The organism is Devosia ginsengisoli (assembly GCF_024707105.1).
GTDB classification, from domain to species: domain Bacteria; phylum Pseudomonadota; class Alphaproteobacteria; order Rhizobiales; family Devosiaceae; genus Devosia; species Devosia ginsengisoli_A.
Genome location: NZ_JANQAJ010000006.1, coordinates 653,106 through 676,507, shown reverse-complemented (window position 1 = coordinate 676,507; position 23,402 = coordinate 653,106). Strand labels below are relative to the sequence as shown.

28 protein-coding genes and 1 pseudogene are annotated in these 23,402 nt (G+C 63.1%); 14 read left to right on the top strand and 15 right to left on the bottom strand.

Going from position 1 to position 23,402, the window contains the following annotated elements; all coding sequences use genetic code 11:
• Positions 1-22: 22 nt before the first annotated feature.
• The 8 genes and pseudogenes from NVV79_RS07125 to hemE form a co-directional block, all read right to left on the bottom strand.
• Positions 23-895, bottom strand: coding sequence for a ParB/RepB/Spo0J family partition protein (locus NVV79_RS07125; RefSeq protein WP_303987572.1), 873 nt, complete (start codon positions 893-895; stop codon positions 23-25).
• 101 nt (positions 896-996) lie between these two features.
• The gene (locus NVV79_RS07120; protein ID WP_303987570.1) at positions 997-1,797 is read right to left on the bottom strand and encodes a ParA family protein; all 801 of its coding nucleotides are present in this window, start codon (positions 1,795-1,797) and stop codon (positions 997-999) included.
• A gap of 27 nt (positions 1,798-1,824) precedes the next feature.
• Positions 1,825-2,472, bottom strand: coding sequence for a 16S rRNA (guanine(527)-N(7))-methyltransferase RsmG (rsmG, locus tag NVV79_RS07115; protein WP_303987568.1), 648 nt, complete (start codon positions 2,470-2,472; stop codon positions 1,825-1,827).
• The gene (mnmG, locus tag NVV79_RS07110; protein ID WP_303987566.1) at positions 2,472-4,334 is read right to left on the bottom strand and encodes a tRNA uridine-5-carboxymethylaminomethyl(34) synthesis enzyme MnmG; all 1,863 of its coding nucleotides are present in this window, start codon (positions 4,332-4,334) and stop codon (positions 2,472-2,474) included. Before mnmG ends, rsmG begins: the two co-directional genes overlap by 1 nt.
• Before the next feature lie 104 nt (positions 4,335-4,438).
• Positions 4,439-5,728, bottom strand: coding sequence for a tRNA uridine-5-carboxymethylaminomethyl(34) synthesis GTPase MnmE (gene mnmE, locus NVV79_RS07105; protein WP_303987564.1), 1,290 nt, complete (start codon positions 5,726-5,728; stop codon positions 4,439-4,441).
• Positions 5,729-5,737: 9 nt separating this feature from the next.
• Positions 5,738-7,003 (bottom strand): transcription termination factor Rho, encoded by a 1,266-nt coding sequence (rho, locus tag NVV79_RS07100; protein ID WP_303987562.1) that lies wholly within the window; start codon positions 7,001-7,003, stop codon positions 5,738-5,740.
• A 256-nt stretch (positions 7,004-7,259) separates the two neighbouring features.
• Positions 7,260-7,688, bottom strand: coding sequence for a protoporphyrinogen oxidase HemJ (gene hemJ, locus NVV79_RS07095; protein ID WP_146290984.1), 429 nt, complete (start codon positions 7,686-7,688; stop codon positions 7,260-7,262).
• 29 nt (positions 7,689-7,717) lie between these two features.
• Positions 7,718-8,681, bottom strand: a pseudogene (gene hemE, locus NVV79_RS07090) (uroporphyrinogen decarboxylase).
• A 498-nt stretch (positions 8,682-9,179) separates the two neighbouring features.
• Here hemE and NVV79_RS07085 point away from each other — a divergent pair.
• From NVV79_RS07085 to dnaQ, 4 genes are read left to right on the top strand one after another with little or no spacing between them, the layout of a single operon-like run.
• Positions 9,180-9,782, top strand: a complete 603-nt coding sequence (locus NVV79_RS07085) for a Maf family protein (RefSeq protein WP_303988348.1) — start codon at positions 9,180-9,182, stop codon at positions 9,780-9,782.
• Positions 9,779-10,609 (top strand): shikimate dehydrogenase, encoded by an 831-nt coding sequence (locus NVV79_RS07080; protein ID WP_303987560.1) that lies wholly within the window; start codon positions 9,779-9,781, stop codon positions 10,607-10,609. Before NVV79_RS07085 ends, NVV79_RS07080 begins: the two co-directional genes overlap by 4 nt.
• A 2-nt stretch (positions 10,610-10,611) precedes the next feature.
• Complete coding sequence (gene coaE / locus NVV79_RS07075; protein ID WP_303987559.1) at positions 10,612-11,208, top strand: dephospho-CoA kinase; 597 nt, start codon at positions 10,612-10,614, stop codon at positions 11,206-11,208.
• Complete coding sequence (dnaQ, locus tag NVV79_RS07070; protein WP_303987556.1) at positions 11,205-11,921, top strand: DNA polymerase III subunit epsilon; 717 nt, start codon at positions 11,205-11,207, stop codon at positions 11,919-11,921. The genes coaE and dnaQ overlap by 4 nt, the downstream gene beginning before the upstream one ends.
• A gap of 137 nt (positions 11,922-12,058) precedes the next feature.
• Here the strand turns inward: dnaQ and secB are convergent, their stop codons facing one another.
• Complete coding sequence (gene secB / locus NVV79_RS07065) at positions 12,059-12,580, bottom strand: protein-export chaperone SecB (RefSeq protein ID WP_303987554.1); 522 nt, start codon at positions 12,578-12,580, stop codon at positions 12,059-12,061.
• An 89-nt stretch (positions 12,581-12,669) separates the two neighbouring features.
• A complete protein-coding gene (locus tag NVV79_RS07060) occupies positions 12,670-13,119 on the bottom strand; it encodes an FxsA family protein (RefSeq protein ID WP_303987552.1) in 450 nt (149 codons plus the stop codon).
• Positions 13,120-13,282: 163 nt separating this feature from the next.
• On the opposite strand from NVV79_RS07060, the gene NVV79_RS07055 reads away from it, so the two are divergent.
• The 3 genes from NVV79_RS07055 to NVV79_RS07045 are packed head-to-tail and all read left to right on the top strand — an operon-like array spanning position 13,283 to position 14,992.
• Positions 13,283-13,996: a Tim44/TimA family putative adaptor protein gene (locus tag NVV79_RS07055; RefSeq protein ID WP_303987550.1), complete on the top strand. Its 714-nt coding sequence runs from the start codon at positions 13,283-13,285 to the stop codon at positions 13,994-13,996.
• A gap of 29 nt (positions 13,997-14,025) precedes the next feature.
• The gene (locus NVV79_RS07050) at positions 14,026-14,613 is read left to right on the top strand and encodes a Smr/MutS family protein (RefSeq protein ID WP_303987548.1); all 588 of its coding nucleotides are present in this window, start codon (positions 14,026-14,028) and stop codon (positions 14,611-14,613) included.
• A 10-nt stretch (positions 14,614-14,623) separates the two neighbouring features.
• Complete coding sequence (locus NVV79_RS07045) at positions 14,624-14,992, top strand: helix-turn-helix domain-containing protein (RefSeq protein ID WP_303987546.1); 369 nt, start codon at positions 14,624-14,626, stop codon at positions 14,990-14,992.
• A gap of 149 nt (positions 14,993-15,141) precedes the next feature.
• On the opposite strand, the gene hslU is transcribed toward NVV79_RS07045, so the two are convergent.
• The 4 genes from hslU to NVV79_RS07025 form a co-directional block, all read right to left on the bottom strand.
• The gene (gene hslU / locus NVV79_RS07040; RefSeq protein WP_303987544.1) at positions 15,142-16,452 is read right to left on the bottom strand and encodes an ATP-dependent protease ATPase subunit HslU; all 1,311 of its coding nucleotides are present in this window, start codon (positions 16,450-16,452) and stop codon (positions 15,142-15,144) included.
• Positions 16,449-16,967: a GNAT family N-acetyltransferase gene (locus NVV79_RS07035; protein ID WP_303987542.1), complete on the bottom strand. Its 519-nt coding sequence runs from the start codon at positions 16,965-16,967 to the stop codon at positions 16,449-16,451. Before NVV79_RS07035 ends, hslU begins: the two co-directional genes overlap by 4 nt.
• Positions 16,964-17,524, bottom strand: coding sequence for an ATP-dependent protease subunit HslV (gene hslV / locus NVV79_RS07030; RefSeq protein ID WP_303987540.1), 561 nt, complete (start codon positions 17,522-17,524; stop codon positions 16,964-16,966). Before hslV ends, NVV79_RS07035 begins: the two co-directional genes overlap by 4 nt.
• 63 nt (positions 17,525-17,587) lie before the next feature.
• On the bottom strand, positions 17,588-18,079 hold the full coding sequence (locus NVV79_RS07025; RefSeq protein WP_303987538.1) for a hypothetical protein: 492 nt from the start codon (positions 18,077-18,079) through the stop codon (positions 17,588-17,590).
• A gap of 123 nt (positions 18,080-18,202) precedes the next feature.
• Between NVV79_RS07025 and hisB the strand changes: the two genes are divergently transcribed.
• From hisB to coaA, 7 genes are all read left to right on the top strand, one after another.
• A complete protein-coding gene (hisB, locus tag NVV79_RS07020) occupies positions 18,203-18,790 on the top strand; it encodes an imidazoleglycerol-phosphate dehydratase HisB (RefSeq protein ID WP_303987536.1) in 588 nt (195 codons plus the stop codon).
• Between the two features lie 137 nt (positions 18,791-18,927).
• Positions 18,928-19,275 carry a DUF2628 domain-containing protein gene (locus tag NVV79_RS07015; protein ID WP_303987534.1) on the top strand — a complete coding sequence of 116 codons (348 nt, stop codon included), beginning with the start codon at positions 18,928-18,930 and terminating at the stop codon, positions 19,273-19,275.
• Positions 19,272-19,922, top strand: coding sequence for an imidazole glycerol phosphate synthase subunit HisH (gene hisH, locus NVV79_RS07010; protein WP_303987532.1), 651 nt, complete (start codon positions 19,272-19,274; stop codon positions 19,920-19,922). The genes NVV79_RS07015 and hisH overlap by 4 nt, the downstream gene beginning before the upstream one ends.
• A complete protein-coding gene (gene hisA / locus NVV79_RS07005; RefSeq protein WP_303987530.1) occupies positions 19,919-20,650 on the top strand; it encodes a 1-(5-phosphoribosyl)-5-[(5-phosphoribosylamino)methylideneamino]imidazole-4-carboxamide isomerase in 732 nt (243 codons plus the stop codon). Before hisH ends, hisA begins: the two co-directional genes overlap by 4 nt.
• Positions 20,647-21,450 carry an imidazole glycerol phosphate synthase subunit HisF gene (hisF, locus tag NVV79_RS07000; RefSeq protein ID WP_303987528.1) on the top strand — a complete coding sequence of 268 codons (804 nt, stop codon included), beginning with the start codon at positions 20,647-20,649 and terminating at the stop codon, positions 21,448-21,450. Before hisA ends, hisF begins: the two co-directional genes overlap by 4 nt.
• Before the next feature lie 149 nt (positions 21,451-21,599).
• Positions 21,600-21,917 (top strand): phosphoribosyl-ATP diphosphatase, encoded by a 318-nt coding sequence (locus NVV79_RS06995; RefSeq protein WP_303987526.1) that lies wholly within the window; start codon positions 21,600-21,602, stop codon positions 21,915-21,917.
• The gene (coaA, locus tag NVV79_RS06990; RefSeq protein ID WP_303987524.1) at positions 21,917-22,867 is read left to right on the top strand and encodes a type I pantothenate kinase; all 951 of its coding nucleotides are present in this window, start codon (positions 21,917-21,919) and stop codon (positions 22,865-22,867) included. Before NVV79_RS06995 ends, coaA begins: the two co-directional genes overlap by 1 nt.
• A gap of 148 nt (positions 22,868-23,015) precedes the next feature.
• On the opposite strand, the gene NVV79_RS06985 is transcribed toward coaA, so the two are convergent.
• Positions 23,016-23,366, bottom strand: coding sequence for a VOC family protein (locus tag NVV79_RS06985; protein WP_303987521.1), 351 nt, complete (start codon positions 23,364-23,366; stop codon positions 23,016-23,018).
• Positions 23,367-23,402 lie beyond the last annotated feature (36 nt).

Here is a 23,402-nt window from a genome sequence, read left to right as displayed (position 1 = left end):
AAGGACCTCATGGTGAAGTTGTCTAATTGCTGCCCGTGAGCTTCACGCACAGCCCATCGAGCTGTTCCAGCGTCTTGTAGCGAATCTCCAGCTTACCGCCGCGTTCGCTATGCGACAGTGACACCGAAAGCCCCAGCGCATCCGATAGCCGCCGCTCCAGCGCCACCGTATCGGCATCGCGCTCTGCATGCGATTCGCTCGGCTTTTTCTTGCCGGCAACCTCGCGCTGCTGGCTCAGGGCCTCCGCTTCACGCACCGAGAGGCCGCCAGCCACGATTTGCCGCGCCAGGGTCGCAGGATCCTCGGCGGTGATCAGCGTCCGGGCATGGCCAGCCGTCAGCGTGCCGCTGGCCACCATGCCGCGCACATCCTCGGGCAGGCGCAGCAGGCGCAACGTATTGGCGACATGCGAACGGCTCTTGCCGATCACCTGGGCCAGGTCCTGCTGGGTATAGTCGAACTGTTCGATCAGCTGGCCGTAGCCCATGGCTTCTTCGAGCGGATTGAGATCGGCGCGCTGCACATTTTCGATAATGGCGAGCTCGAGCGCTTCCTTGTCGCCCACTTCGCGCACGATGACCGGCACGTCATGCAGACCCGCCTTCTGTGCGGCGCGCCAACGGCGCTCGCCGGCGATCAGCTCGAAAATATTGGGATCCTCGCTCGGCCGCACCAGCAAGGGCTGCATGACGCCCTTTTCGCGAATCGAATTGGTCAGCTCCTCGAGCTGGTCGGGATCGAAACTGCGGCGCGGATTGGCGCGGTTGGCGATGATGAATTCGACCGGCAGGCGCTTGACCCCGCCCGATTCGGTGACGCGGGCGCCTTCTACCGTCGCCATGTCGCCAATCAATGCCGCGAGCCCGCGACCGAGGCGTGTGGGTTTGTCGTTCATCTCGGGCTCTCCTGGAGTGTTTTCAGCAAAGGTGGACACCACTTCTGCGCTTCGAAAACACGACAAAACAAAAAATTACGGATCATCCCGGCCATGATGATCTATGCCGCGTTGAGCTGCCGCTCGCGGCGGATGACTTCGGTAGCCAGACGCAGATAGGCCTGGCTGCCGGCGCATTTGAGATCATAGAGCAAAGCCGGCTTGCCATAGGACGGCGCCTCGCTGAGCCGCACATTGCGTGGAATGACCGTGTCATAGACCAGCGCGCCCATTTCCTGACGCACATCCTGCAACACCTGTTCGCTGAGGTTGTTGCGCTTGTCGAACATGGTCATCACAACGCCCTGGATCGATAGGCGCGGATTGAGCGTCGAGCGGATTTGTTCAATGGTTTGAAGGAGTTGGCTCAGACCTTCCAGCGCAAAGAACTCGCATTGCAGGGGCACCAGAACCGCATCCGCCGCGACCAGCGAATTGACCGTCAGCAGGTTGAGCGAGGGCGGGCAATCGATGAGGATATAGCTCACGGGTCGCTCGTTGATCGTCAGGTCGCCGAGTTGCTTGAAGGCATTGCGCAGCTTGAAGGCGCGATCGGCCTGGCCGGCAATGGTCAGTTCGACCCCGAGCAGGTCCATGGTCGAGGGCACGATGGCCACATTGGGCACCGACGTCATGATGGCGGCCTGCGCTACCGTCGCTTCGCCCACCAGCAGGTCATAGGACGACACGTCGCGGTCGGTGCGCGAAATGCCGAGGCCCGTCGAGGCATTGCCCTGCGGATCGAGATCGACGATCAGCACGCGCTCGCCAATGGCGGCCAGGGCGGTCGCAAGATTGATCGCGGTCGTGGTCTTGCCCACGCCGCCCTTCTGGTTCGCCAATGTCAGGATACGGGGCGCCACAATGGCCTCCAGCTCGTTCGCCGCTAACTAACTCACTGTTTTCGCACGCAAATCTGTAAGCGTGAGCAGGACACCTTCTGCATCGGTGTCACTCTTGGTTACTACCACGTTAAAGTCCCAATGCGGAACCGCTTCCGCCAGTTCTTCAACATGTTCCCTGCCCTTATGCAGGATTGCCCGCGTTTCCGGGCCAAAGAAAGGCTGCATCCAGCCGCATAACGTGGGCAAACCGGCCAGCGCACGCGAGGTAATCACATCGGGCACTGGTGTTTCACGTGAATCAACCTGATCGCTGCGCACACCTTCTACCGCGACGATAAGGCCCAGTTCGCGGGCTACAGTGCGGAGAAAACTCACTTTTCTCCCATTGGGCTCGATAAGGGTGAAATGGTGATTCGGGCTCTTGAGCGCAATGGCCAGTGGCAGGGCCGGCAGGCCACCGCCGCTGCCCAGGTCGAGAAAGGCGCGATCACCCGTCTTCAGCAATTTCAGAACCTGCAAGCTGTCGGCAAAATGCCGCGACCAGACGGCATTCAGTGTTTCACGTGAAACAAGATTCTGTACCGCCTGCCACTTGCGGAGCAGCTGAGCATAGGATTCCAGATCGGCGATCACATCGGCGAGTGGCCGCGTGAAATGCGCCGCATAGGGCGCGATGGCATCACTATCCGCCATCAGCCTGCCTTGCGCAGGTCGCCGCGGCGGATCACCGCCAGCAGCAGCGTGACGGCCGCCGGTGTCATCCCGTCCATAGCCTGGGCCTGGGCAATAGTTTGCGGCCGATATTGCTGCAGCTTCTGCCGCAATTCCATCGATAGGCCGGGAATCGCGGCATAATCGAGTTGATCAGGAATCGGCTTCTGCTCGTCGCGCCGGACCGCATCGATATCGTCACGCTGCCGGTCGAGATAGACAGCATATTGCGCGTCAACAACCAGTTGCTCGATGATTTCAGATGGAATTTCAAGCACTTCCGGCCAGAGCCGAGCGGTGTCAGCCGGCGTCACATCGGGATAGGACAGAAGGTCAAAAGCCGAGCGCAGCTTGCCATCTTCATTGACAGCAATACCCGCCTTGCGCGCCGCATTGGGCGAAGCGGTGAGGCGGTTCAGCAAGGCACGACCCTTGGTGAGGGCGGCGGCCTTTTCGGCGAACAGCGCGCCGCGCTCTTCCCCGACCAGGCCCTTTTCCATGCCCAGCGATGTCAGCCGCTGATCGGCATTATCGGCACGCAGATGCAGCCGGAATTCGGCGCGCGAAGTAAACATGCGATAGGGCTCGGCCACGCCGCGCGTCACCAGGTCGTCCACCATGACGCCGAGATAACTTTCGGTGCGCGACAGGATCAGCGGCTCGCCACCGATTGCGGCCAGTGCGGCATTGGCGCCGGCCAGCAGGCCTTGGGCGCCGGCCTCTTCATAACCCGTCGTGCCATTGATCTGCCCAGCCAGGTAAAGCCCGGGCTGGCGCTTCACTTCGAGCGTCGGCCGCAACTCGCGCGGATCGACATAGTCATATTCGATGGCATAGCCGGGCCGGATGATCCGCACATTTTCCAGCCCCGGCATGGTGCGCAGGAAGTCTTCCTGCACCTCTGCCGGCAGCGAGGTGGAGACCCCGTTGGGATAGACCGTTTGGTCGTCAAGTCCCTCTGGCTCAAGGAAAATCTGGTGGCTGCCGCGATCGGCGAAGCGCACCACCTTGTCCTCGATGGACGGACAATAGCGCGGGCCGCGGCTCTGGATCCGGCCGCCATACATGGCGGAACGATGCAGGTTTGCCGTGATGATCCGATGCGTCTCGGCTGTGGTGCGGGTGATATGGCAGGAGACCTGCGGCGTGGTGATTTCAGCGGTCAGGGCGGAGAATGGCTCGGGCACATCGTCACCCGGCTGTTCCTCCAGGGCAGTATAATCGATACTGCTACCATCGAGCCGCGCCGGCGTACCGGTCTTGAGGCGACCGAGTTGCAGACCGAGGGCTTCCAACCGGGTGGAGAGACCGAGCACCGGCTTTTCGCCGACGCGCCCCGCCGGCGTGGTTTCCTCTCCGCGATGGATCAGCCCGCGCAAGAAAGTGCCTGTTGTCAGCACGACCGCTTTGGCACCGAGACGGCGGCCATCCAACAGCACGACGCCGCTGACCACGCCATTGGTGACTTCGATATCGTCGACCTCGCCCTCGATCACGTCGAGATTGGGCTGCGCGGTGATGGCAGCCTGCATGGCTTGGCGATAGAGCTTGCGGTCGGCTTGGGCGCGGGGACCGCGTACGGCGGGGCCCTTGCGGCGGTTGAGCACGCGGAACTGGATGCCGGCCTGATCGGCCACGCGACCCATCAAACCATCCAGCGCATCGATCTCGCGTACGAGATGGCCCTTGCCGAGGCCGCCAATGGCAGGATTGCAGCTCATCTCGCCGATCGTGGCAAACTTGTGCGTCACCAAGGCCGTGGGAACGCCCAGGCGCGCCGAAGCCGCCGCGGCTTCACAGCCGGCGTGACCACCCCCAACGACGATGACGGCATAGTCGCTCATGCAATGTCTCCGAAGGCGGTCTCAATAGGCCAATGTTTCACGTGAATCAATTCCAACGGCGATCGCAGCAGCCATTCGAGATCGCCGCGCGTGTTTCACGTGAATCATTTGCCGATACAGAAGCTGGCAAACAACCGGTCCAGCACACGCTCGGCATCGAGCCGGCCCACCAGTCGTTCCAGCGCTTGCGAGGCAATGCGGAGGCTCTCGGCTGCCAGTTCGGGCACCGCCAGTTGCCGCGCCGCCGCCTCCAAAGCCGCGGTGGCGCTTTCCAGAGCCAGGCGGTCGCGCTCGCGGCTCAGCAAGGCCGGTTCACCGCTGGACAGCGTCTGGCCAATGGCCTCTATCCGCTGCAGCAGCACGTCCAGGCCAGCGCCCGATTGCACGGAGACGTCGACATCCATGCCGGGCATCGTGCCCAGATCGTGTTTGGTGCCAACCTTGATGATCCTGTCACCATTGGCGGGGGGCGTGCCGGTAATATCGGGGGCGTGCAGCCAGAGCACGATATCGGCCTGTTCGATGGCCTGACGGGCGCGGCGCACGCCTTCGGCTTCGGCCTTGCTGTCGGTGTCGCGCAACCCGGCCAGATCGAGCAGGATATAGAGCTGGCCGCCGATATCGAGCGGGACTTCACGAACATCGCGCGTCGTGCCGGCTTCGTCGGTGACGATGGCGATGTCGGACTTGGCCAAGGCATTGAGCAAGCTGGATTTTCCGGCGTTCGGCGGGCCGGCCAGGGCAACACGAATGCCTTCGCGGACGATGCGGCCATGTTCCAGCGAAGCCAGAGCGGTAGCTATATCGGTCCGCAGGGCGGCGATGCTGTCGCCGAAGCTCGCGGGTAGCGCTTCGGCCACATCGCCCTCGTCGGAAAAGTCGAGCCTTGCCTCGATTTCGGCCCGCAGATCGAGCAACTGGTCCCGCCAGGCATCGACGCGTTGCGACAACCCGCCCTCGAAGCGGGCCAGAGCCTGGCGACGCTGGTTCTCGGTTTCGGCCTCGAGCAGGTCGCCCAGACCTTCGATTTCGACCAGGTCCAGCTTGCTATTCTCGAAGGCACGGCGGGTGAATTCGCCGGCTTCGGCAAGCCGCGCGCCGTTCGAGGTGATGAGCTTGAGAATAGCGCGGACGCCGGCGGGGGAGCCATGCACCTGCAATTCGGCGCAATCTTCGCCGGTAAAGCTATGCGGCGCCGGAAACCAGGCGACGAGGCCGCGATCGAGCAGCGAGTCACGGCCAATGGGTCGCAGCGTCAGCCGTCGCGGTTCGGGGGGAGTGCCCGATATGTCCTGGAGAATAGTCTTCACATCGGGCCCGGAGAGGCGGATGACCGCCACTCCGGACGGCGGTGCCCCGGAGGACAGCGCCACGATGGTATCGCCCGACCGCATGGGAGCGGCTTAGGTATTCATCGAATCGAAGAAGTCGGAATTCGTCTTGGTCTGGCGGACCTTGTCCATGAGGAATTCCATCGCGTCGATCGTCCCCATCGGATTGAGGATGCGGCGCAGCACATACATCTTCTTGAGAATATCGGGCTCAACCAGCAGCTCTTCCTTGCGGGTACCCGACTTGGTGATGTCGAGCGCCGGGAAGATGCGCTTGTCGGCAACCTTGCGGTCGAGAATGATTTCCGAGTTACCGGTGCCCTTGAATTCTTCGAAGATCACTTCGTCCATGCGGCTGCCGGTATCGATCAGCGCCGTCGAAATGATGGTCAGCGAGCCGCCATCCTCGATATTGCGGGCGGCGCCGAAGAAGCGCTTGGGGCGCTGCAGCGCATTGGCATCCACACCGCCGGTGAGCACCTTGCCCGAGCTCGGCACCACGGTGTTATAGGCCCGGCCGAGGCGGGTGATGGAATCGAGCAGGATAACCACGTCGCGCTTGTGTTCGACCAGGCGCTTGGCCTTTTCGATCACCATTTCTGCGACCTGAACGTGGCGGCTGGCCGGTTCGTCGAAGGTCGAGGAGATGACTTCGCCGCGCACCGAGCGCTGCATATCGGTCACTTCTTCCGGCCGCTCGTCGATCAGCAGCACGATCAGATAGCATTCCGGGTGATTGGTGGCGATCGACTGTGCAATATTCTGCAACAGTACGGTTTTACCGGTACGTGGCGGTGCAACAATCAGCGCGCGCTGGCCCTTGCCGAGCGGCGCCACCAGATCGAGCAGGCGGGCCGAGCGATCCTTGAGGGTCGGATCGGGCAGCTCCATGCGGAGCCGTTCTTCGGGATAGAGCGGGGTAAGGTTGTCGAAGTTGACCTTGTGGCGGACCGCCTCGGGATCTTCGAAATTGATGGAATTGACCTTGAGCAGCGCGAAATAGCGCTCGCCATCCTTGGGAGACCGTATCTGGCCTTCGACCGTGTCGCCGGTGCGGAGACCGAAGCGGCGAATCTGGGATGGGCTGACATAGATGTCGTCGGGGCCTGGAAGGTAGTTGGCGTCCGGGGAGCGCAGGAAGCCGAAACCATCGGGGAGGACTTCGACGACGCCTTCGCCGGTAATGTCCACTTCCTGGGCGGCCAGTTCCTTGAGGATGGCAAACATCAATTCCTGTTTGCGCATGGTCGAGGCATTCTCGACCTCGTGTTCTTCAGCGAACACCAGGAGTTCGGCCGGGGATTTGGCCTTGAGCTCGCTGAGCTTCATATTCTGCATGTAGCGGGAGACCCTATTGGGAAACGGTAATCGTCGATGTCGGCGATATATCTGGGAGGGGTAGGCACCGCGCAGCGACCGGGGAGGTCGGCTATGTTTGGGATGCGTTGGCAAGGCATGTAGCGCGATCCGACGGCAGTTTCAAGAACGAAACCGTCGCAGAATGCGGGCTGAGCGCAGATTCACGTGAAACTTCCTGCCTCAAGTGCAGGACCCTCGGGTCAAGCCCGAGGGTCACGCGCGGTGAGTGGGCGTATCAGAACGGCTTCACGATGACCGCGATGACGATGATGATGGCGATGACGAAGGGGATTTCGTTGATGGCCCGGTAGAAGGTGTGCGGCCGCGTGTTCTGGTCATTCTGGAACTTGCGCAGCAACCCGCCATACCAGCCATGGACACCCGATAGGGCCAGGACCATAGCCGCCTTGAGCCACATCCAGCCCATGGAAAAGTCGACAATTCCAAAGCCGAAGGCCAGCCACAGGCCGAAAATCCAGGTGGCAATCATCGCCGGGGTGATGATGCCCCGATAAAGCTTGCGCTCCATGACCTTGAAAGTCTCGGACTTCTCGGAGCCGACAGGCGATTCGGCGTGATAGACGAAGAGGCGCGGCAGATACATCATGCCGGCCATCCAGGCGATGACGGAAATGACGTGCAGCGCCTTGACCCATTCATACACTTTTCGAACTCCTCAACAGTCCGGTTGCGCTAACCGTGTTTGACCCGGTTCACCAGCCGCTCGACATGCTCGATCGGGGTTTCCGGCACGATACCGTGGCCCAGATTGAAAATATGCGGCCGATCGGCGAAGGCGGCAATGATCTGGTCAACCCGCGCATCGAGCTGCGGCCCGCCGGCCACCAGACGCAGGGGGATCCAGATTGCCCTGCACCGGCAGCGATGACGGCAGGTGCTGCGCCGCAAAATCAAGCGGCGTGGCATAGTCGAGCCCCAGCGCATTGACGCCGGTCTGGTCGGCATAACGGGCCAGGTTCCCCGCCGCACCGCGTGGAAAGCCGATAACAGGCGCATTGGGCACTCTGGCCCGCACGCCCTCGACGATCCGTCGATTGGTTTCGATCACCCGCTCGGCGAAAGCCACATCGTCCAGATTGAGCGCCCAGCTCTCGAATAGCTGCACCACATCGGCGCCGGCCTCGAACTGCGCCACCAGATAATCCACGCTGGTTTGCACCAGCACATCCAGCAGATCGGCAAAAGCCTCCGGATGCTGCAGCGCAAACAGCCGGGCCGCCGTCTGGTCTGGCGAACCGCGGCCACCGATCATATAGGTCGCCACGGTCCAGGGAGAGCCACAGAAGCCGATCAGGGTCTTTTCCGGCGCCAGGGCCACCCGCAGCCGCCGCACTGTCTCAAGGACCGGCGCAAGATGGTCCAGCGCATCCCTTTCCTTCCCCAGCCCGGCAATACCGGCAGCGCTCACGGGATCAAGGACAGGTCCCTCACCCGCTTCGAAGCGCACCGATTGGCCCAGGGCGTCGGGCACGACGAGAATGTCGGAGAAGAGAATGGCCGCATCGAGATCGAAACGCCGCAACGGCTGCAGCGTGACCTCGGTAGCGAGATCGGGCGTATAGCAGAGCTCGAGGAAGTTCTTCGCCTCGGTCCTGACGGCGCGATATTCGGGCAGGTAGCGGCCTGCCTGGCGCATGATCCAGATCGGTGGCCGTTCCTGGCGTTGGCCGAGCACGGTGGCAAGCAGGGGCTTGTGGGTCACGTCACCCTTCCCTTCCATTTCCCTAAAGAGTCTTTCTGACTTAGTATCAGTATTATCATGGCGGTGTTTTGAGCTAATTCAGCGCCGTCCACAATCGCCCGCATGGCGGCACAAAGGCGCAGGCCTATGGTTAACGCATTGTTAACACCGCCTGTGGACCAATCGGGCCGTGCCTGCGCCGCAATGGTTAAGCAAGCCTTAACGCGGTGACTCCCGAGTCAATGATTCGCACCATGCTGTGCAAAACCGGTTGGTGGCCCGGATTGTGCGCTGCCGGGTTATCCCCAGACCTATCCAAGGCCTGTCGCGGGACGGGTGCGGAGTCCAAATGTTAATGTTTTGGTAACCAGGTCGAACAAATCGGAGGCGCGGCCAAAACCATGAGTCATAGTCACAGGTCGGGCTTGAGCTGGGGATGACAGTGTGGAAAACATCGTCCCCATGCTGATCCTTGCCAGCCAGAGCGCCACGCGCAAAGCCTTGCTGGAGCAGGCGGGCCTCGCCTTTTCCTGCCTGCCGGCCCATATCGACGAACGCCTGCTGGAAGAGGCGGCAATCGATGGCGGCGGCAATGGCAGGGACGTTGCCCTGCTGCTGGCCGAGAAGAAGGCCGCGGCCATCGCCGCGACCAATCCCGGCGCCATTGTTATCGGCGCCGACCAGACGCTGAGCCTGGGCCCCACGCTTTTGCACAAGCCGGCCAATCGCGCCGAAGCGGCGGCCCAGCTCGATTATCTGCGCGGCAAGACCCATCGCCTGCATGCCGCCGTGGCGCTGGTGCGCGACGATGTGCTGCTGTGGTCCGGCGTCGAGACGGCCGAATTGACCATGCGCGATTTCACGGCCCGGGAACGCGACGACGTGCTGGATCGCGAAGGCGATGCCGCCCTCACCTCGGTCGGCGGCTATCGCCTCGAAGGCCCGTCCATCCGTCTGTTCGAAACCGTAACCGGCGACTATTTCACCATTCTGGGCCTGCCGCTGCTGCCCCTCCTGGCCGCCTTGCGCACCTTTGCCCCCGAGACCCTCAATTGACCACCAAAGCCTTCATCATCGGCCATCCGATCAACCATTCCCGCTCGCCGCTGATTCACGGTACCTGGCTCGCCGAACACGGCATCGATGGCAGCTACGAGGCGATCGACGTGGCGCCGGACGGCCTGCCGGCGTTTTTCGAGCGGCTGCGCAGCGGCGAATTTGCCGGCGGCAATGTCACCATTCCGCACAAGGAAGCGGTCTTTGCCCTGTGCGACACCGTTGATCCGCTGGCGCGAAAGATCGGCGCGGTGAATACGCTTGTCGTTCGATCAGGCAAGGTGCTGGGCAGCAATACTGACTATCTCGGCTTTCTCGGCAATCTCGATGCGGCCGCGCCCGGCTGGTCCGACGGGCCCGATGACGCCATGGTGATTGGCGCCGGCGGCGCGGCGCGGGCCGTACTGGTGGCTTTGCAGCGGCGCAATGGCGGCAAGGTGCATATCCTCAACCGGACCCTGGCCAATGCGCAGGCGCTGGTCGGCGAGATCGAAGGCCCGTTCGAGGCGCATGCTTTTGACGCTTTCGCCAGTCTGGCGCCGCGCACCGGCATCGTCATCAACACCACCTCCATCGGTATGCATGGCACACGCTTTGATTGGCTCGATTTTGCCCTGCTGCCGGAACACACGCTGGTGACCGATATCGTCTATGTGCCGCTGGTCACCCCGCTGCTGGCCGAGGCGGCGGCGCATGGTTTCAGGACCGTCGATGGCCTGGGCATGCTGCTGCATCAGGCCGTGCCCGGCTTCGAGGCTTGGTTCGGGGTGCGGCCCGAGGTGACGCCGGCGTTGCGCGCCCGTATCGAAGCGACATTGGGGCATTGAGCATGTGGCGCATCGGCATGACCGGCTCGATCGCAACAGGCAAATCCACCGTGTTGAAGGCCTTTGCCGATCTCGGCGTGCCGGTCTTTTCCGCCGATGAGGCGGTGGCGGCGCTGTATGAGGGCGAGGCGGTGGCCCCGGTGGAAGCACTTTTCCCCGGAATTACCACTGATGGCAGGATCGACAGAAGCCTGCTGTCGCAACGGCTTGCGGCGGATCCATCCGGCTTCAAGCGCCTGGAAGCGGTGGTCCACCCGCTGGTCTGCGCGCGTATTGCCCGTTTCATGGACGACGCCGAAGCGCAGGGCCATGCTCTGGCGGTGGTGGAAGTGCCGCTGCTGTTCGAAAGCGGCCATGATTACGGGTTCGATGCCGTGGCCGTCACCTGGGTCGATGAGGCCATCCAGCGGCAACGTGCGCTGGCCCGGCCGGGAATGACTAGTGGAAAGCTCGAAACCATCCTTGCCCGGCAGATGCCCCAAGCCGACAAGAAGGCTCATGCCACCTATCTGTTCGACACGGGCCTGCCCATCGAACAGACGGTCGGCCAGGTCGCCGACCTTGTGGCGGAACTCCGAGCCAAAGGGCCAAAACAGTGAATCGCGAGATCGTGCTCGATACCGAAACCACCGGCCTGTCGCCCGCAGCGGGCGATCGGCTGGTCGAAATCGGCTGTGTCGAGCTGATCAACCACATTCCCTCCGGCCGGCATTACCACGTCTATATCAACCCGCAGCGCTCCATGCCGGAAGAGGCCTTTCGCGTGCATGGGCTGAGCGACGAATTCCTCGCCGACAAACCGCTCTTCCACACACTGGCCCAGGAATTCCGCGATTTCCTCGGCGATGCGCGGCTGGTCATCCACAATGCGCCCTTCGATATGGGCTTTCTCAATGCCGAGCTGGAACGCGCCGGCCAGCGCCCGCTGGATAATGACGTGCTCGATACGGTCATGCTGGCGCGTGAAAAGCATCCCGGCGCGCGGGTGAGCCTGGATGCCCTGTGCAAGCATTACGGCATCGACAATTCCCGCCGCACGCTGCATGGCGCGCTGCTCGACAGCGAAATCCTGGCCGAAGTCTATCTCGAACTGATCGGCGGCAAGCAGGTGAGCCTGGCCCTGGTGGCCGAAAGCCGCGTCTCGGGCGCCGACGCCATCGCCACTCGCGCCATTGCCCTGCCCCGGCCGGTGGCTCTGCCGCCACGCATCACCGAAGGCGAAATCGCCGCTCATGAGAGGCTTGTGGCCACTTTGGGCGCCGAGTCCATCTGGGCTCGCTATGGCGTCGAGAACGGCGTGGCGGCGGAATGAAAAAGGCCCCGCACTGGGCGGGGCTTCCTGATCATGCAGCAGACCTCATCCTGAGCCTGTCGAAGGACGAGGTCGTGACGGAATCGTGCCACGCCTCGTGGTTCGACAAGCTCACCATGAGGCTTCTGTAGGATTTCTCAGTTCGGCTTGTCAGTCTCGGCGGCATTGGCCGTCAGCGGTGCGGCCCCCTGCTGGGCGGCCAGCTTGGCCAGGTTCTGCCGGTAGATGGCGGCGAAATCGACCGGTTCCATCATCAGCGGCGGGAAGCCGCCCTGCTGGGTGGTCGAGGCCAGCACCTGGCGCGCGAACGGGAAGATCAGCCGCGGGCATTCGATCATCAGCAACTGGCTGAGCTGGTTTTCCGGCACATTCTTCAGGCGGAACACGCCGCCATAGACCAGCTCCACATTGAACAGCACGGTCTCTTCGCGGTTGGCCTTGGCATTGAGCGTCAGTTCGACCGCATAGACGTCGTCGGCCTGCTTCTTGACGCCCACCGAAATGGAGACGTTGAACGCCGGATTGCCGCCGCCGGCCATGATCGAGCTGGGCGCGCCCGGATTTTCGAAGCTGAGGTCGCGGATATACTGGCCCACCAGGTTCATCGAGGGCAGGTTTGCGGGATTGGGGGCCGCGCCGCCCTGGGTTTCGTCAGCCATGTGCTGCAGTCCTTCACGAGCATATTGTTGCGGCGTGGCTACCACCTTTGTCGGGAAGCGACAAGGCTGGCACCCATTCAATAGCGCCGTCAGCGTGGGCGGTAATCGTCCTCGTCGAGATCGATCGCGCCTTCGATGCGGCCGGCCGACGGATCGCGGCGGCGATAGGTGGTGGTCGTATCCACCACCGTCACGCGGCTGGCCAGGGCGGCATAGATCCAGTTGCGCACCGGGGGCAGCAACAGGGCCAGGGCCACCACGTCGCTCAGAAAGCCCGGCAGCACCAGGAACAGCGCCGCCAGCCCGATCATCATCGCATCGGCAATGGTGCGGCCCGGCATGCGGCCGGTATTGACGTTGTCACGCAACTGGGTGAGGACGGAGAGCCCCTGCTGGCGCAGCAACAATCCGCCCAGTATGGCGGCGCCAATGATCAGCGCCAGCGTCGGCAACAGGCCGATGGTCTGGCCCACCTTGATGAGAACAGCGATCTCGATGATTGGCAGGGCAATGAGCCCGAGAGCGAAAAATCGTGCCAAGGTCGGGGTTTCCTTCTTTGTGCCAGTACGGCAAAACGCTGTCTCGCCCCATCGTGAACTGGTTTTGGGGTGAGGCTTTGCCTATATATAGGCGAAATGATGCGCTCAACGAGCGCCCAAGCGTCGATTTTCTCCGGCGCGCTCAGGTAAGGTACATTGCGCAATGGATGAATTCTTCGATCTGCCGACCCTCATCGTGATTGCTGTGGCAGTCTTCGTGCTGTTCCGCCTGCGCTCGGTGCTGGGCACCCGCACCGGCAATGAGCGGCCCCCGATGGAACGCCGCAAACCAGCCACGGCAGAGGCGCCCGAGGAAACCGTGGTGCCCCTGCGCCCGCGCGGTACCGGCGCCCCCGATCTCGACGACGAACGCCGCGCCCGCAAGACCGAAGCCGAGATCGAGCAGTTCGCCCATGGCGACGAGCAGCTGGCCGCCGGCTTCCGTTCCGTGGTCGCCGCCGACCCCAGCTTCACCCCCAAGAGCTTCCTCGATGGCGCCAAGCAGGCCTATGAGATGGTCGTCACCGCCTATGCGGCCGGCGACCGGCAGACGCTGAAGAACCTGCTCGACAAGGATGTGTTCGACGGCTTCCAGCGCGCCATCGCCGAGCGCGAAGCCGCCGGTCAGAGCGTGGACTTCACCTTTGTCGGCCTGCCCAAGGTCGAGATTTCCGAAGCCGAATACGATCGCAAGAACGTGCTGATCACCGTGCGCTTCCATGCCGAAGTGGTCTCGGCCACCCGCGATAAGGATGGCAACCTGGTCGATGGCAATGCCGACCAGGTCGAGACCGTGGCCGACGAATGGACCTTCGCGCGCAATCCCAAGTCGCGCGACCCCAACTGGAAGGTCATCACCACGAGCCAGCTCGACTGATCCCAGGCGGCAGGTAGCGGCGCATTGCCATGTCCAAGCGTGATCCCAGGCGCCTGCCGCACGACTTCCATCTGTGGACTGCCGTGGCATCGACGGTCGATCCGCTGCGGCGCAAGGGCCTGCTGAAATTCGCCGGCACTCCGCTGCCCCTGCCCCCCGAGGAACCGGCGCCGGTGGCTGTGAGCAAGGCGCCGCCTCGCCGGCAGCCTGCGCGAAAAGCCTTCCTGCCGCCCTATCAGGCGCCCCTGCCCTCGGCAGCCTTGCCCGACAAGGCGGTCGATCCGGCCATCCGCAGGAAGGTCGGCCGCGGCCGTATCGAGATCGATGGCCGCATCGACCTGCATGGCATGAGCCAGAACGAGGCAAGGGCGGCGCTGCATCACTTCATCCATGCCCGTTTCATGCGGGGCGACCGCACCGTGCTGGTGATCACCGGCAAGGGCGTCCGGACCGACAATGACTATATCGCCGCCATGACCGAACGCGGGGTGCTGCGCACCATGCTGCCCATCTGGCTCAACGAGCCGAGCCTGTCTCCCATGGTCTCGGGCTGGAGCGTGGCGGCGCGCGGCCATGGTGGGGAGGGAGCGTGGTATGTACGCCTGCGGCGCGCATGAGAACGCAACAATGACGCCATTGGGGGCAAAAATCCGTGAACTGCGCGAGGCGCGCGGCATTTCATTGAAGGAAATGGCGGCGGCGCTCAATGTATCGAGCGCCTATCTCTCGGCCTTGGAACACGGCAAGCGCGGCCGCCCCACCGGCTTCCTGCTGCACCGCATGATCGCCTTTTTCAACGTGATCTGGGACGAGGCCGAGGAACTGCAGCGCCTGGCGGAGATGAGCGACCCCAAGGTGACCATCGACACCGGGGGCCTGGCGCCGGAAGCGACGGAACTGACCAACCGGCTGGCTGCCGATATCGGCAAGCTCGATGCCGATGATTTGCGGTTTCTGAGGGATGAGGTGGTGCGGCGGAGCGGGAGGAAGCGATAGCTGGTTATCGCCACCCCGACCGCGGTGTCATCCCGGACTTGATCCGGGATCCATCCTGAGATGCCGCAACCTGCTGTGGACGTGGCGTGACCTCAGGATGGACCCCGGCCGGCGCCGGGGTGATGCCGTGGGTGGAGTGGTTGTAGCCCCTACAGCACGAACTTGCTCAGATCCGTATCGCCGGCCAGCACGCCCACCTTCTCCGCCACGAAAGCCGCGTCGATGGTGATGGTTTGGCCCTGCTTGTCGGGGGCTTCGAAGCTGATGTCTTCCACCAGCCGCTCCATCACCGTCTGCAGGCGCCGCGCGCCGATATTCTCGACCGAATTATTGACCTGCACCGCCGCATCGGCAATCGCCTCGATGGCGTTCTGGGTAAAGTCCAGCGTCACGCCTTCGGTGCTCATCAGCGCCACATATTGCTTGATCAGGCTCGCATCGGTGTCGTTGAGGATGCGGATGAAGTCCTCGCGGGTGAGAGCCTTGAGTTCGACGCGGATCGGCAACCGGCCCTGCAATTCGGGCAGCAGGTCGCTGGGCTTCGAAACATGGAAGGCGCCCGAGGCGATGAACAGGATATGGTCGGTGCTGACGGGGCCATACTTGGTCGAAACCGTCGTGCCTTCGATGAGCGGCAACAGGTCCCGCTGCACGCCTTCGCGCGACGGCCCGCCCTGCGCCCCGCCTTCGCGATGCGCCACCTTGTCGATTTCGTCGATGAAGACGATGCCGTGATTTTCCACCAGCTCGATGGCTTCCGTCTTGAGCTGTTCCTGGTCGAGCAGCTTGTCGGCCTCTTCGGCGATCAGCGGCTCATAGGCGTCCTTGACCTTGATCTTGCGCTTGACGCCGCGCCCGCCCATGGCCTGCTTGAACATGTCGGAAAGGTTGATCATGCCGATGCCGCCATTGGGCATGCCGGGGATTTCGAAACCGCCGGTGCCGGTGGACGGCGTCATCTCGATTTCGATCTCGCTGTCGTCAAGCTCGTTATTGCGCAGCTTCTTGCGGAAGGAATCACGCGTCGAGGGGGCGGCCGAATTGCCCACCAGCGCGTCGAGCACGCGGTTTTCGGCATTGGCATGGGCCTGCGCCTGCACATCGGCCCGGCGCTTGTCGCGCAACACGGCAATGCCGGCTTCCACCAGGTCGCGGATGATCTGCTCCACGTCGCGGCCGACATAGCCGACCTCGGTGAATTTGGTGGCCTCAACCTTGATGAAGGGGGCCTGGGCGAGGCGGGCCAGCCGCCGGCTGATCTCGGTCTTGCCGACGCCGGTCGGCCCGATCATCAGGATATTCTTGGGCGTGATCTCGCGGCGCAGCTCGGGGCTGAGCTGCTGCCGGCGCCAGCGATTGCGCAGGGCCACGGCCACGGCGCGCTTGGCGTCGTCCTGGCCGACAATATTGCGGTCGAGCTCGGAAACGATCTCGCGCGGGGAAAAATTGGTTTCACTCATTTTTGGTCTCCAGGTGCCTTGTCGAGGAAGCGCACCATCATGTGTTCGTCGATGTATCGACCGTTCACGTAAAGGCAGCGGGGATCGGTGCCATAGGTCTTGAACCCCGCCTTTTCATAGAGCCGGATGGCCGGCGCATTATGCGCGCCCACCATCAGGTGGAGCTGGATCACTTCGGCCCGGGCATGGTCCACCGCCGCTTCCAGCAAGGCCACCGCCGCACCCGTGCCGCGCATATCCGGCTTCACATAGACCTGCAGCAGCCAGCCGCGATGGGTCTCGCGTTCGCCGTCATCGCGGGCATAGGCCACGATACCCGCCAGCTCGCCACTTTCCGTCACCACGCCGAAAACCGCCATGCGATCCATCATGGTCTGCAGGGCCGCAAGCGGGCGGGTGGCGAAACTCTGCGGCGAGGTGCCATAGGACTCGGGATGATCGGTCAGAGCTTCGAGCCTGATGGCCCTGTAAGCGTGGACATCATCCCGGATCAGCCGGCGGATCGAGAAAGTCACGCGCCGAGCTCGATGGTTTCTGTTGTCACATTGCCATTGGTATAGACGCAGATTTCCTCGGCGATCTTCATGGCCCGACGGGCGATATCCTCGGCATCGAGCTCGGTGGCCTGGTGGAGGGCCAGCGCGGCGGAATGCGCATAATTGCCGCCCGAGCCGATGGCGATCACGCCGTGATCGGGCGTCAGCACATCGCCGGTGCCGGTCAGCACCAGCGTATCGCTCTTGTCGGCCACGATCATCATGGCTTCGAGCTTGCGCAGATAGCGGTCGGTGCGCCAGTCCTTGGCCAGTTCCACCGCGGCCCGCATCAGCTGGTCGGGATATTGCTCGAGCTTGGCTTCGAGTCGTTCGAACAGGGTGAAGGCATCGGCGGTGGAACCGGCAAAGCCGCCGATCACCTTGCCGCCGGCCAGCCGCCGGACTTTCTTGGCCGTATGCTTCATCACCGTCTGACCCATGGACACCTGGCCATCGCCAGCCACCACGACCTTGTTGCCCTTGCGCACGGAAACGATCGTCGTCCCGTGCCACCCGGGGAAGTTGTTGTCACTCATTTGGGGAGGTACTCCAGAACTGTTGAGTGATATTTAGGCGGTGGCGACGGGATTGCAATGCGCCTACATCCCCGCCGCCACCGCCTCGGCCAAGCTCATCGTATTTTCACTGGGCAGACCGTAGGTTTCCACCGTCACCGTATCGTCCTTGTTGATGAAGGTGATGCTGTAGACCTGGTCGGGGTTGGGCTCCGTCGTCACGTCAACCATATAGCCGGCCTGCCAGGGTCCGACGATCTCATGCGCATTGGCCGGGGTCAGGCTCTCGATCTGGTAGTCCTGGCTCTGCCGGAAATAGTCGAGCGGTGTACCGCCCACGATATTCTGGCTCATGGCCGTGATCGAATGCAGCCTCACGCCCGCGCCCTCCCCACTGCTCCAGTGGCAGAACGATACGCCCGTGCCCGCGCCATGCTGCTCCACGATGTCAGGCGCCGGGCCGAGCAGCGCTTCCAACCCGTTCTTGTCTATCATGTCGCAGGCATCGCGACTCGCCTGGGCAAAGGCGGCGGGGGTGAGCAGCAAAAGGGCCGCGACAGCAAATATTGGACTCATGGATCGATCCTTGTCGTTGAGGCAATCAGCCTGCACCGAAATGTGAAGCGGCGATGGCGCGGAAACCCAATCTTCACGCAACCGTGCCTATCTGCTACTGAGCCGCCGACCCCGGAGAGTGCCATGCGCAAAGCCAGTATCACCCGCAAGACCACCGAGACCGAGATTTCCGTCTCGGTGAACCTCGATGGCACTGGCGCACACAACATGGCGACCGGCATCGGCTTCCTCGATCACATGCTCGACCAGCTCAGCCGCCACTCGCTGATCGACATGGACGTGACCTGCAAGGGCGACCTGCACATCGATTTCCACCACACGGCGGAGGATGTGGGTATCGCTTTGGGCCAGGCCGTGCTCAAGGCGCTGGGCGACAAGAAGGGCATTCGCCGCTATGCCAGCGCCGACCTGCCCATGGACGGCACGCTGACCCGCGCCGCGCTGGATGTTTCCGGCCGCCCGTTCCTTGTGTTCCGGGCCGAGTTCAGCCGCGACAAGGTCGGCGAGATGGATACCGAGCTGTTCCGCGAATTCTTCCAGGCTTTCGCCATGAATGCCGGGATTACGCTGCATATCGAGAATTTCTATACCGACAATAACCACCATCTGGCCGAGTCCATGTTCAAGGCCGTGGCCCGCGCCCTGCGCGAGGCGGTGGAGATCGATCCCCGCGCCGGCGATCGCGTGCCGAGCACCAAGGGTACGCTGTAGGCCTTTCGTTTTCCGGCCTTTTGCACTAATCCAGCCACAACCACGGTGTCACCCCGGCCTCGAGCCGGGGTCCACCCTGAAATCTCGAGATGGATCCCCGCGTTCGTGGGGATGACATCGCGTTTTTGGAGCGTCCGGTGACCCTCTACGCCATTTTCGATCCCAAGCAAGGCAAGCCGGCTTTGCCCGCGGCCGTGCCGGAGAAGTTCTCCTGGTTCGCCGCTATCCTGCCGCCCCTCTTCCTCGTGGCGCATGGCCTCTGGCTCGAGCTGGTGGCCTGGGTGCTGAAAGTTGTCGCGCTGGTCGTGCTGTCCCGCTTCATCGGCGGCGACACCACTTTCCTGCTCTATGCGCTTGCCGCCATCTGGCTTGGCTTTGCCGCGCCCGGCCTGCGCCGCCATGCCCTCACCTGGCGCGGCTGGACCCATCGCGGTGAGCGTGTCGCTGTTAGCGCCGACATGGCGCAACTGGAGGCTTTGCAATGAGCCTCGTCACCATCGTGGATTACGGCGCGGGCAATCTCCACTCCGCCGCCAAGGCATTCGAGCGCATGGCCAACGGGCTGGGCGGCATCACCATTGAAGTGACTGCCAATCCCGACCGCGTTCGCGCCGCCGATCGCATCATGCTGCCCGGCGTGGGCGCCTTCGCCGATTGCAAGGCCGGGCTCGATGCCGTCTCCGGCATGGTCGAGGCGTTGGAAGAGCGCGTTGTCAGGGGCGGCGTGCCGTTCCTGGGCGTCTGCGTCGGCATGCAACTTATGGCATCCGAGGGCCGCGAGAAGGTGGTGACGCCGGGTCTGGGCTGGATTCCCGGTGCGGTCGAAAAGATCGCCCCGTCCGATCCGGCGCTGAAGATTCCGCATATGGGCTGGAACACCATTTCCATTACCCGCCCGCATCCGCTGCTGTCGGGCATTCCCGATGGTCCGGATGGGCTGCATGCCTATTTCGTGCACTCCTATCACCTGGTGACAGAGAGCGCCGATACGCTGTTGGCGACCACCGATTATGGTGGGCAGGTCACCGCCTGTGTCGGCCGCGACAACATGTTCGGCACCCAGTTCCACCCGGAAAAAAGCCAGGCGCTGGGACTGCAACTGATCGAGAATTTCCTGAGGTGGACGCCGTGATCCTGTTTCCCGCCATCGACCTCAAGGACGGCCAATGCGTGCGCCTCAAGCTGGGTGACATGGACCAGGCCACCGTGTTCAACGACGACCCGGCTGCGCAGGCGAGGAGCTTCGAGGAGCAGGGCTTCCAATATCTCCACGTCGTCGATCTCAACGGCGCCTTTGCCGGCGAGAGCGTCAATGGCGCGGCGGTGGAAGCCATCCTCAAGGCGGTGAATTTCCCGGTCCAGCTTGGCGGTGGTATCCGCACTTTGGCTCATATCGAGTCCTGGCTGGCCAAGGGCCTGAGCCGCGTCATCCTCGGCACGGTGGCGGTGCGCGATCCCGCCCTGGTGAAAGAGGCCGCAAAACAGTGGCCCGGCCAGGTCGCTGTCGGCATCGATGCGCGGAAGGGCATGGTGGCGGTTGAAGGCTGGGCCGAGACCTCCGAGCTGTCGGTGATCGAACTAGCCAGGCGCTTCGAGGGCGCCGGCGTGGCCGCCATCATCTATACCGATATCGACCGCGATGGCGTGCTGGCTGGCATCAACTGGGACTCGACGCTGGAACTGGCCCGCGCCACGTCCATTCCGGTCATCGCCTCTGGCGGCTTGGCCTCCATGGCCGATATCGAGCGCCTTACACGGCCGGATGCCGCCGTGCTCGAAGGCGCCATATCCGGCCGCGCGCTCTATGACGGGCGGATTGATTCACGTGAAGCACTCGCGCTTCTGAAAGCCACAGCATGACCCTTAAGACCCGCCTCATCCCCTGCCTCGACGTCATGGGCGGCCGTGTGGTCAAGGGCGTGCAATTCGTCGACCTGCGCGATGCCGGCGATCCGGTGGAAGCCGCCATCGCCTATGATGCGGCGGGCGCGGACGAGCTGACTTTCCTCGACATCACCGCCAGCCATGAAGGTCGTGACACGATTTTCGACGTCGTGGCGCGCACGGCAGAACACTGCTTCATGCCGGTGACGGTGGGTGGCGGCGTGCGGACCATCGAGGATATCCGCAAGCTCCTGCTGGCCGGGGCCGACAAGGTGGCGATCAATTCGGCGGCGGTGAACGATCCCGATTTCATCTCCCGCGCCGCCGACAAGTTCGGCAATCAATGCATCGTCGTCTCGGTCGATGCCAAGCAGCGGCTCGACCAGCGAGTCGGGGGCGACAATCGCAGCGAATGGGAAATCTTCACCCATGGCGGCCGCAAGCCGTCCGGGCTCGACGCGGTGGAATTTGCCGTTGCCATGGTCGAGCGCGGCGCTGGCGAATTGCTGGTCACCTCGATGGACCGGGACGGCACTAAGTCCGGCTTCGACCTCAAGCTCACCCGCGCCATAGCGGATGCGGTGGAAGTGCCGGTCATTGCCTCGGGCGGCGTCGGCACCTTGCAGGACCTGGTCGATGGCGTGAAAGAGGGCCATGCCAGCGCCGTGCTGGCCGCCTCCATCTTCCACTTCGGCACCTTCACCATTCCCCAGGCCAAGGCCTATCTCCGCGACCACGGCGTGGCGGTTCGCATGGATGCGCCGGCAGCGGCTTAAGTCGAACGTGACGGCGCCGGTGCTTTTGCTTTAAAAGCTGCCCCAAATGCGATGTCACCCCGGGCTCGACCCGGGGCCCATCCTGAGATCTCAAGATGGATCCCGGCTCAAGGCCGGGATGACATCGTGCAGGAGGAGACTTCTCTGCCATGACCCTCGACGACCTCGAAGCCCGCATTGCCACCCGCGCCTTGGCCTCGCCCGACGAGAGCTACACGGCAAAGCTCATCGCCCGCGGCATGGAGAAATGCGCCCAGAAGCTGGGCGAGGAAGCCACCGAAGCGGTGATCGCAGCCGTGACCGGCAATCGCGCCGAACTGGTCAAGGAATCGGCCGACGTCCTCTATCACCTGCTCGTCGTGCTGCGCGCCGCCAATCTGCCGCTTTCCGAAGTCATGGCCGAACTCGATAGCCGCACGGCCCAGTCGGGCCTCGCCGAAAAGGCATCGCGGAAGGACCAGGCTTGATGGCCCGCCGTCCCCCGGTCCTCGCGCCCTACCATCATTTCACCAAGGCGCAATGGAGCGCCTTGCGCGACGGCCAGCCGATGACGCTGGATGCCGCCGATATCGAGCGCCTGCGCACGCTGAGCGATCCCATCTCGCTCGAAGAGGCCGAAGAGGTCTACCTGCCGCTGACGCGGCTGCTGTCCTATTATGTCGAGGCCATCCAGGGCCTGCATAATGTGTCGACCCGCTTTCTCGATACGCCCGACCAGAAAGTGCCCTTCATCATCGGCGTGGCCGGTTCGGTCGCGGTAGGCAAATCCACCACGGCGCGTATCCTCCAGGCTCTGCTGCAGCGCTGGCCCTCGAGCCCCAAGGTCGATCTCGTCACCACCGACGGGTTCCTGCATTCCAACGCGGTGCTGGCCGAACGCGGCATCATGGAGCGCAAGGGCTTCCCCGAAAGCTATGACCGGCCCCGCTTCGTGCAGTTCCTCAGCGATATCAAATCGGGCAAGGCCAATGTGCAGGCGCCGGTCTATTCGCACCTGGTCTATGACGTGGTGCCGGGGAGCGAAGTGACCATCGACCGGCCGGATATCCTCATCGTCGAAGGCCTCAACATCCTCCAGCCCGGCGAGCTACCCAAGGATGGTGCCCCCATCCTGTTCGCCTCCGATTTCATGGATTTCTCGGTCTATATCGACGCCGACAATGACGATCTCGAAACCTGGTTCATGGAGCGCTTCTTCCGCCTGCGCGAAACCGCCTTCAAGGACCCGACCTCATTCTTCCGCCGCTTCGCCGAGATGAGCCAGGAAGAAGCCGGCGAATTCGGCCGCACAGTCTGGCGCACCATCAACCTGCCCAACCTGGTGGAAAATGTGCTGCCGACGCGGGGGCGGGCGGATTTGATCCTCAAGAAGGGCAAGAGCCATCTGATCGAAACGGTGCAGTTGCGGCGGGTTTAGCGGGGCGCAGTATTCGCCTCGCCCACAACCGCCTCCCCCGGACTTGATCCGGGGGTCTCTATCCGCTTTGTGCCGTATGGAGAGTGACCCGCGGATCAAGTCCGCGGGAAGCGATTGTGGATGGGAGGGATCGGACAATCGACCCCTCTCAATACGTCCCCGGCTGCGGTTGGCTCAGGATGACCTGGTTGCCATCCCCGTCCCGGAACTTCGCCGTCTTGAAAAAATCCCCGATCGCCTTGGAAACCGGCTTCAGCCCCTGCAGCTCCAGCCGGCCCAGTTCCTCGCCGAGGTCATCGACAACAAGCGTCAGCGACGAGGCGCCGGCACGGTCGCCATCGGTGAAGACCTGCACCCAGCCGCCGCCGGTCAGCTTCCACTCGGCAACATCCTTCATCGGCCTGGCATCGGCCTGCCGGCCGAACAGGCGCTCATAGAAGTCGAGCGCGTCGGCAATATCGTCTACCGCGATGCCGGCCAGCGCATTGGTGATGGTCAAATCACTCCCCTTGGTTTTACAGCAACCTCAACCTTA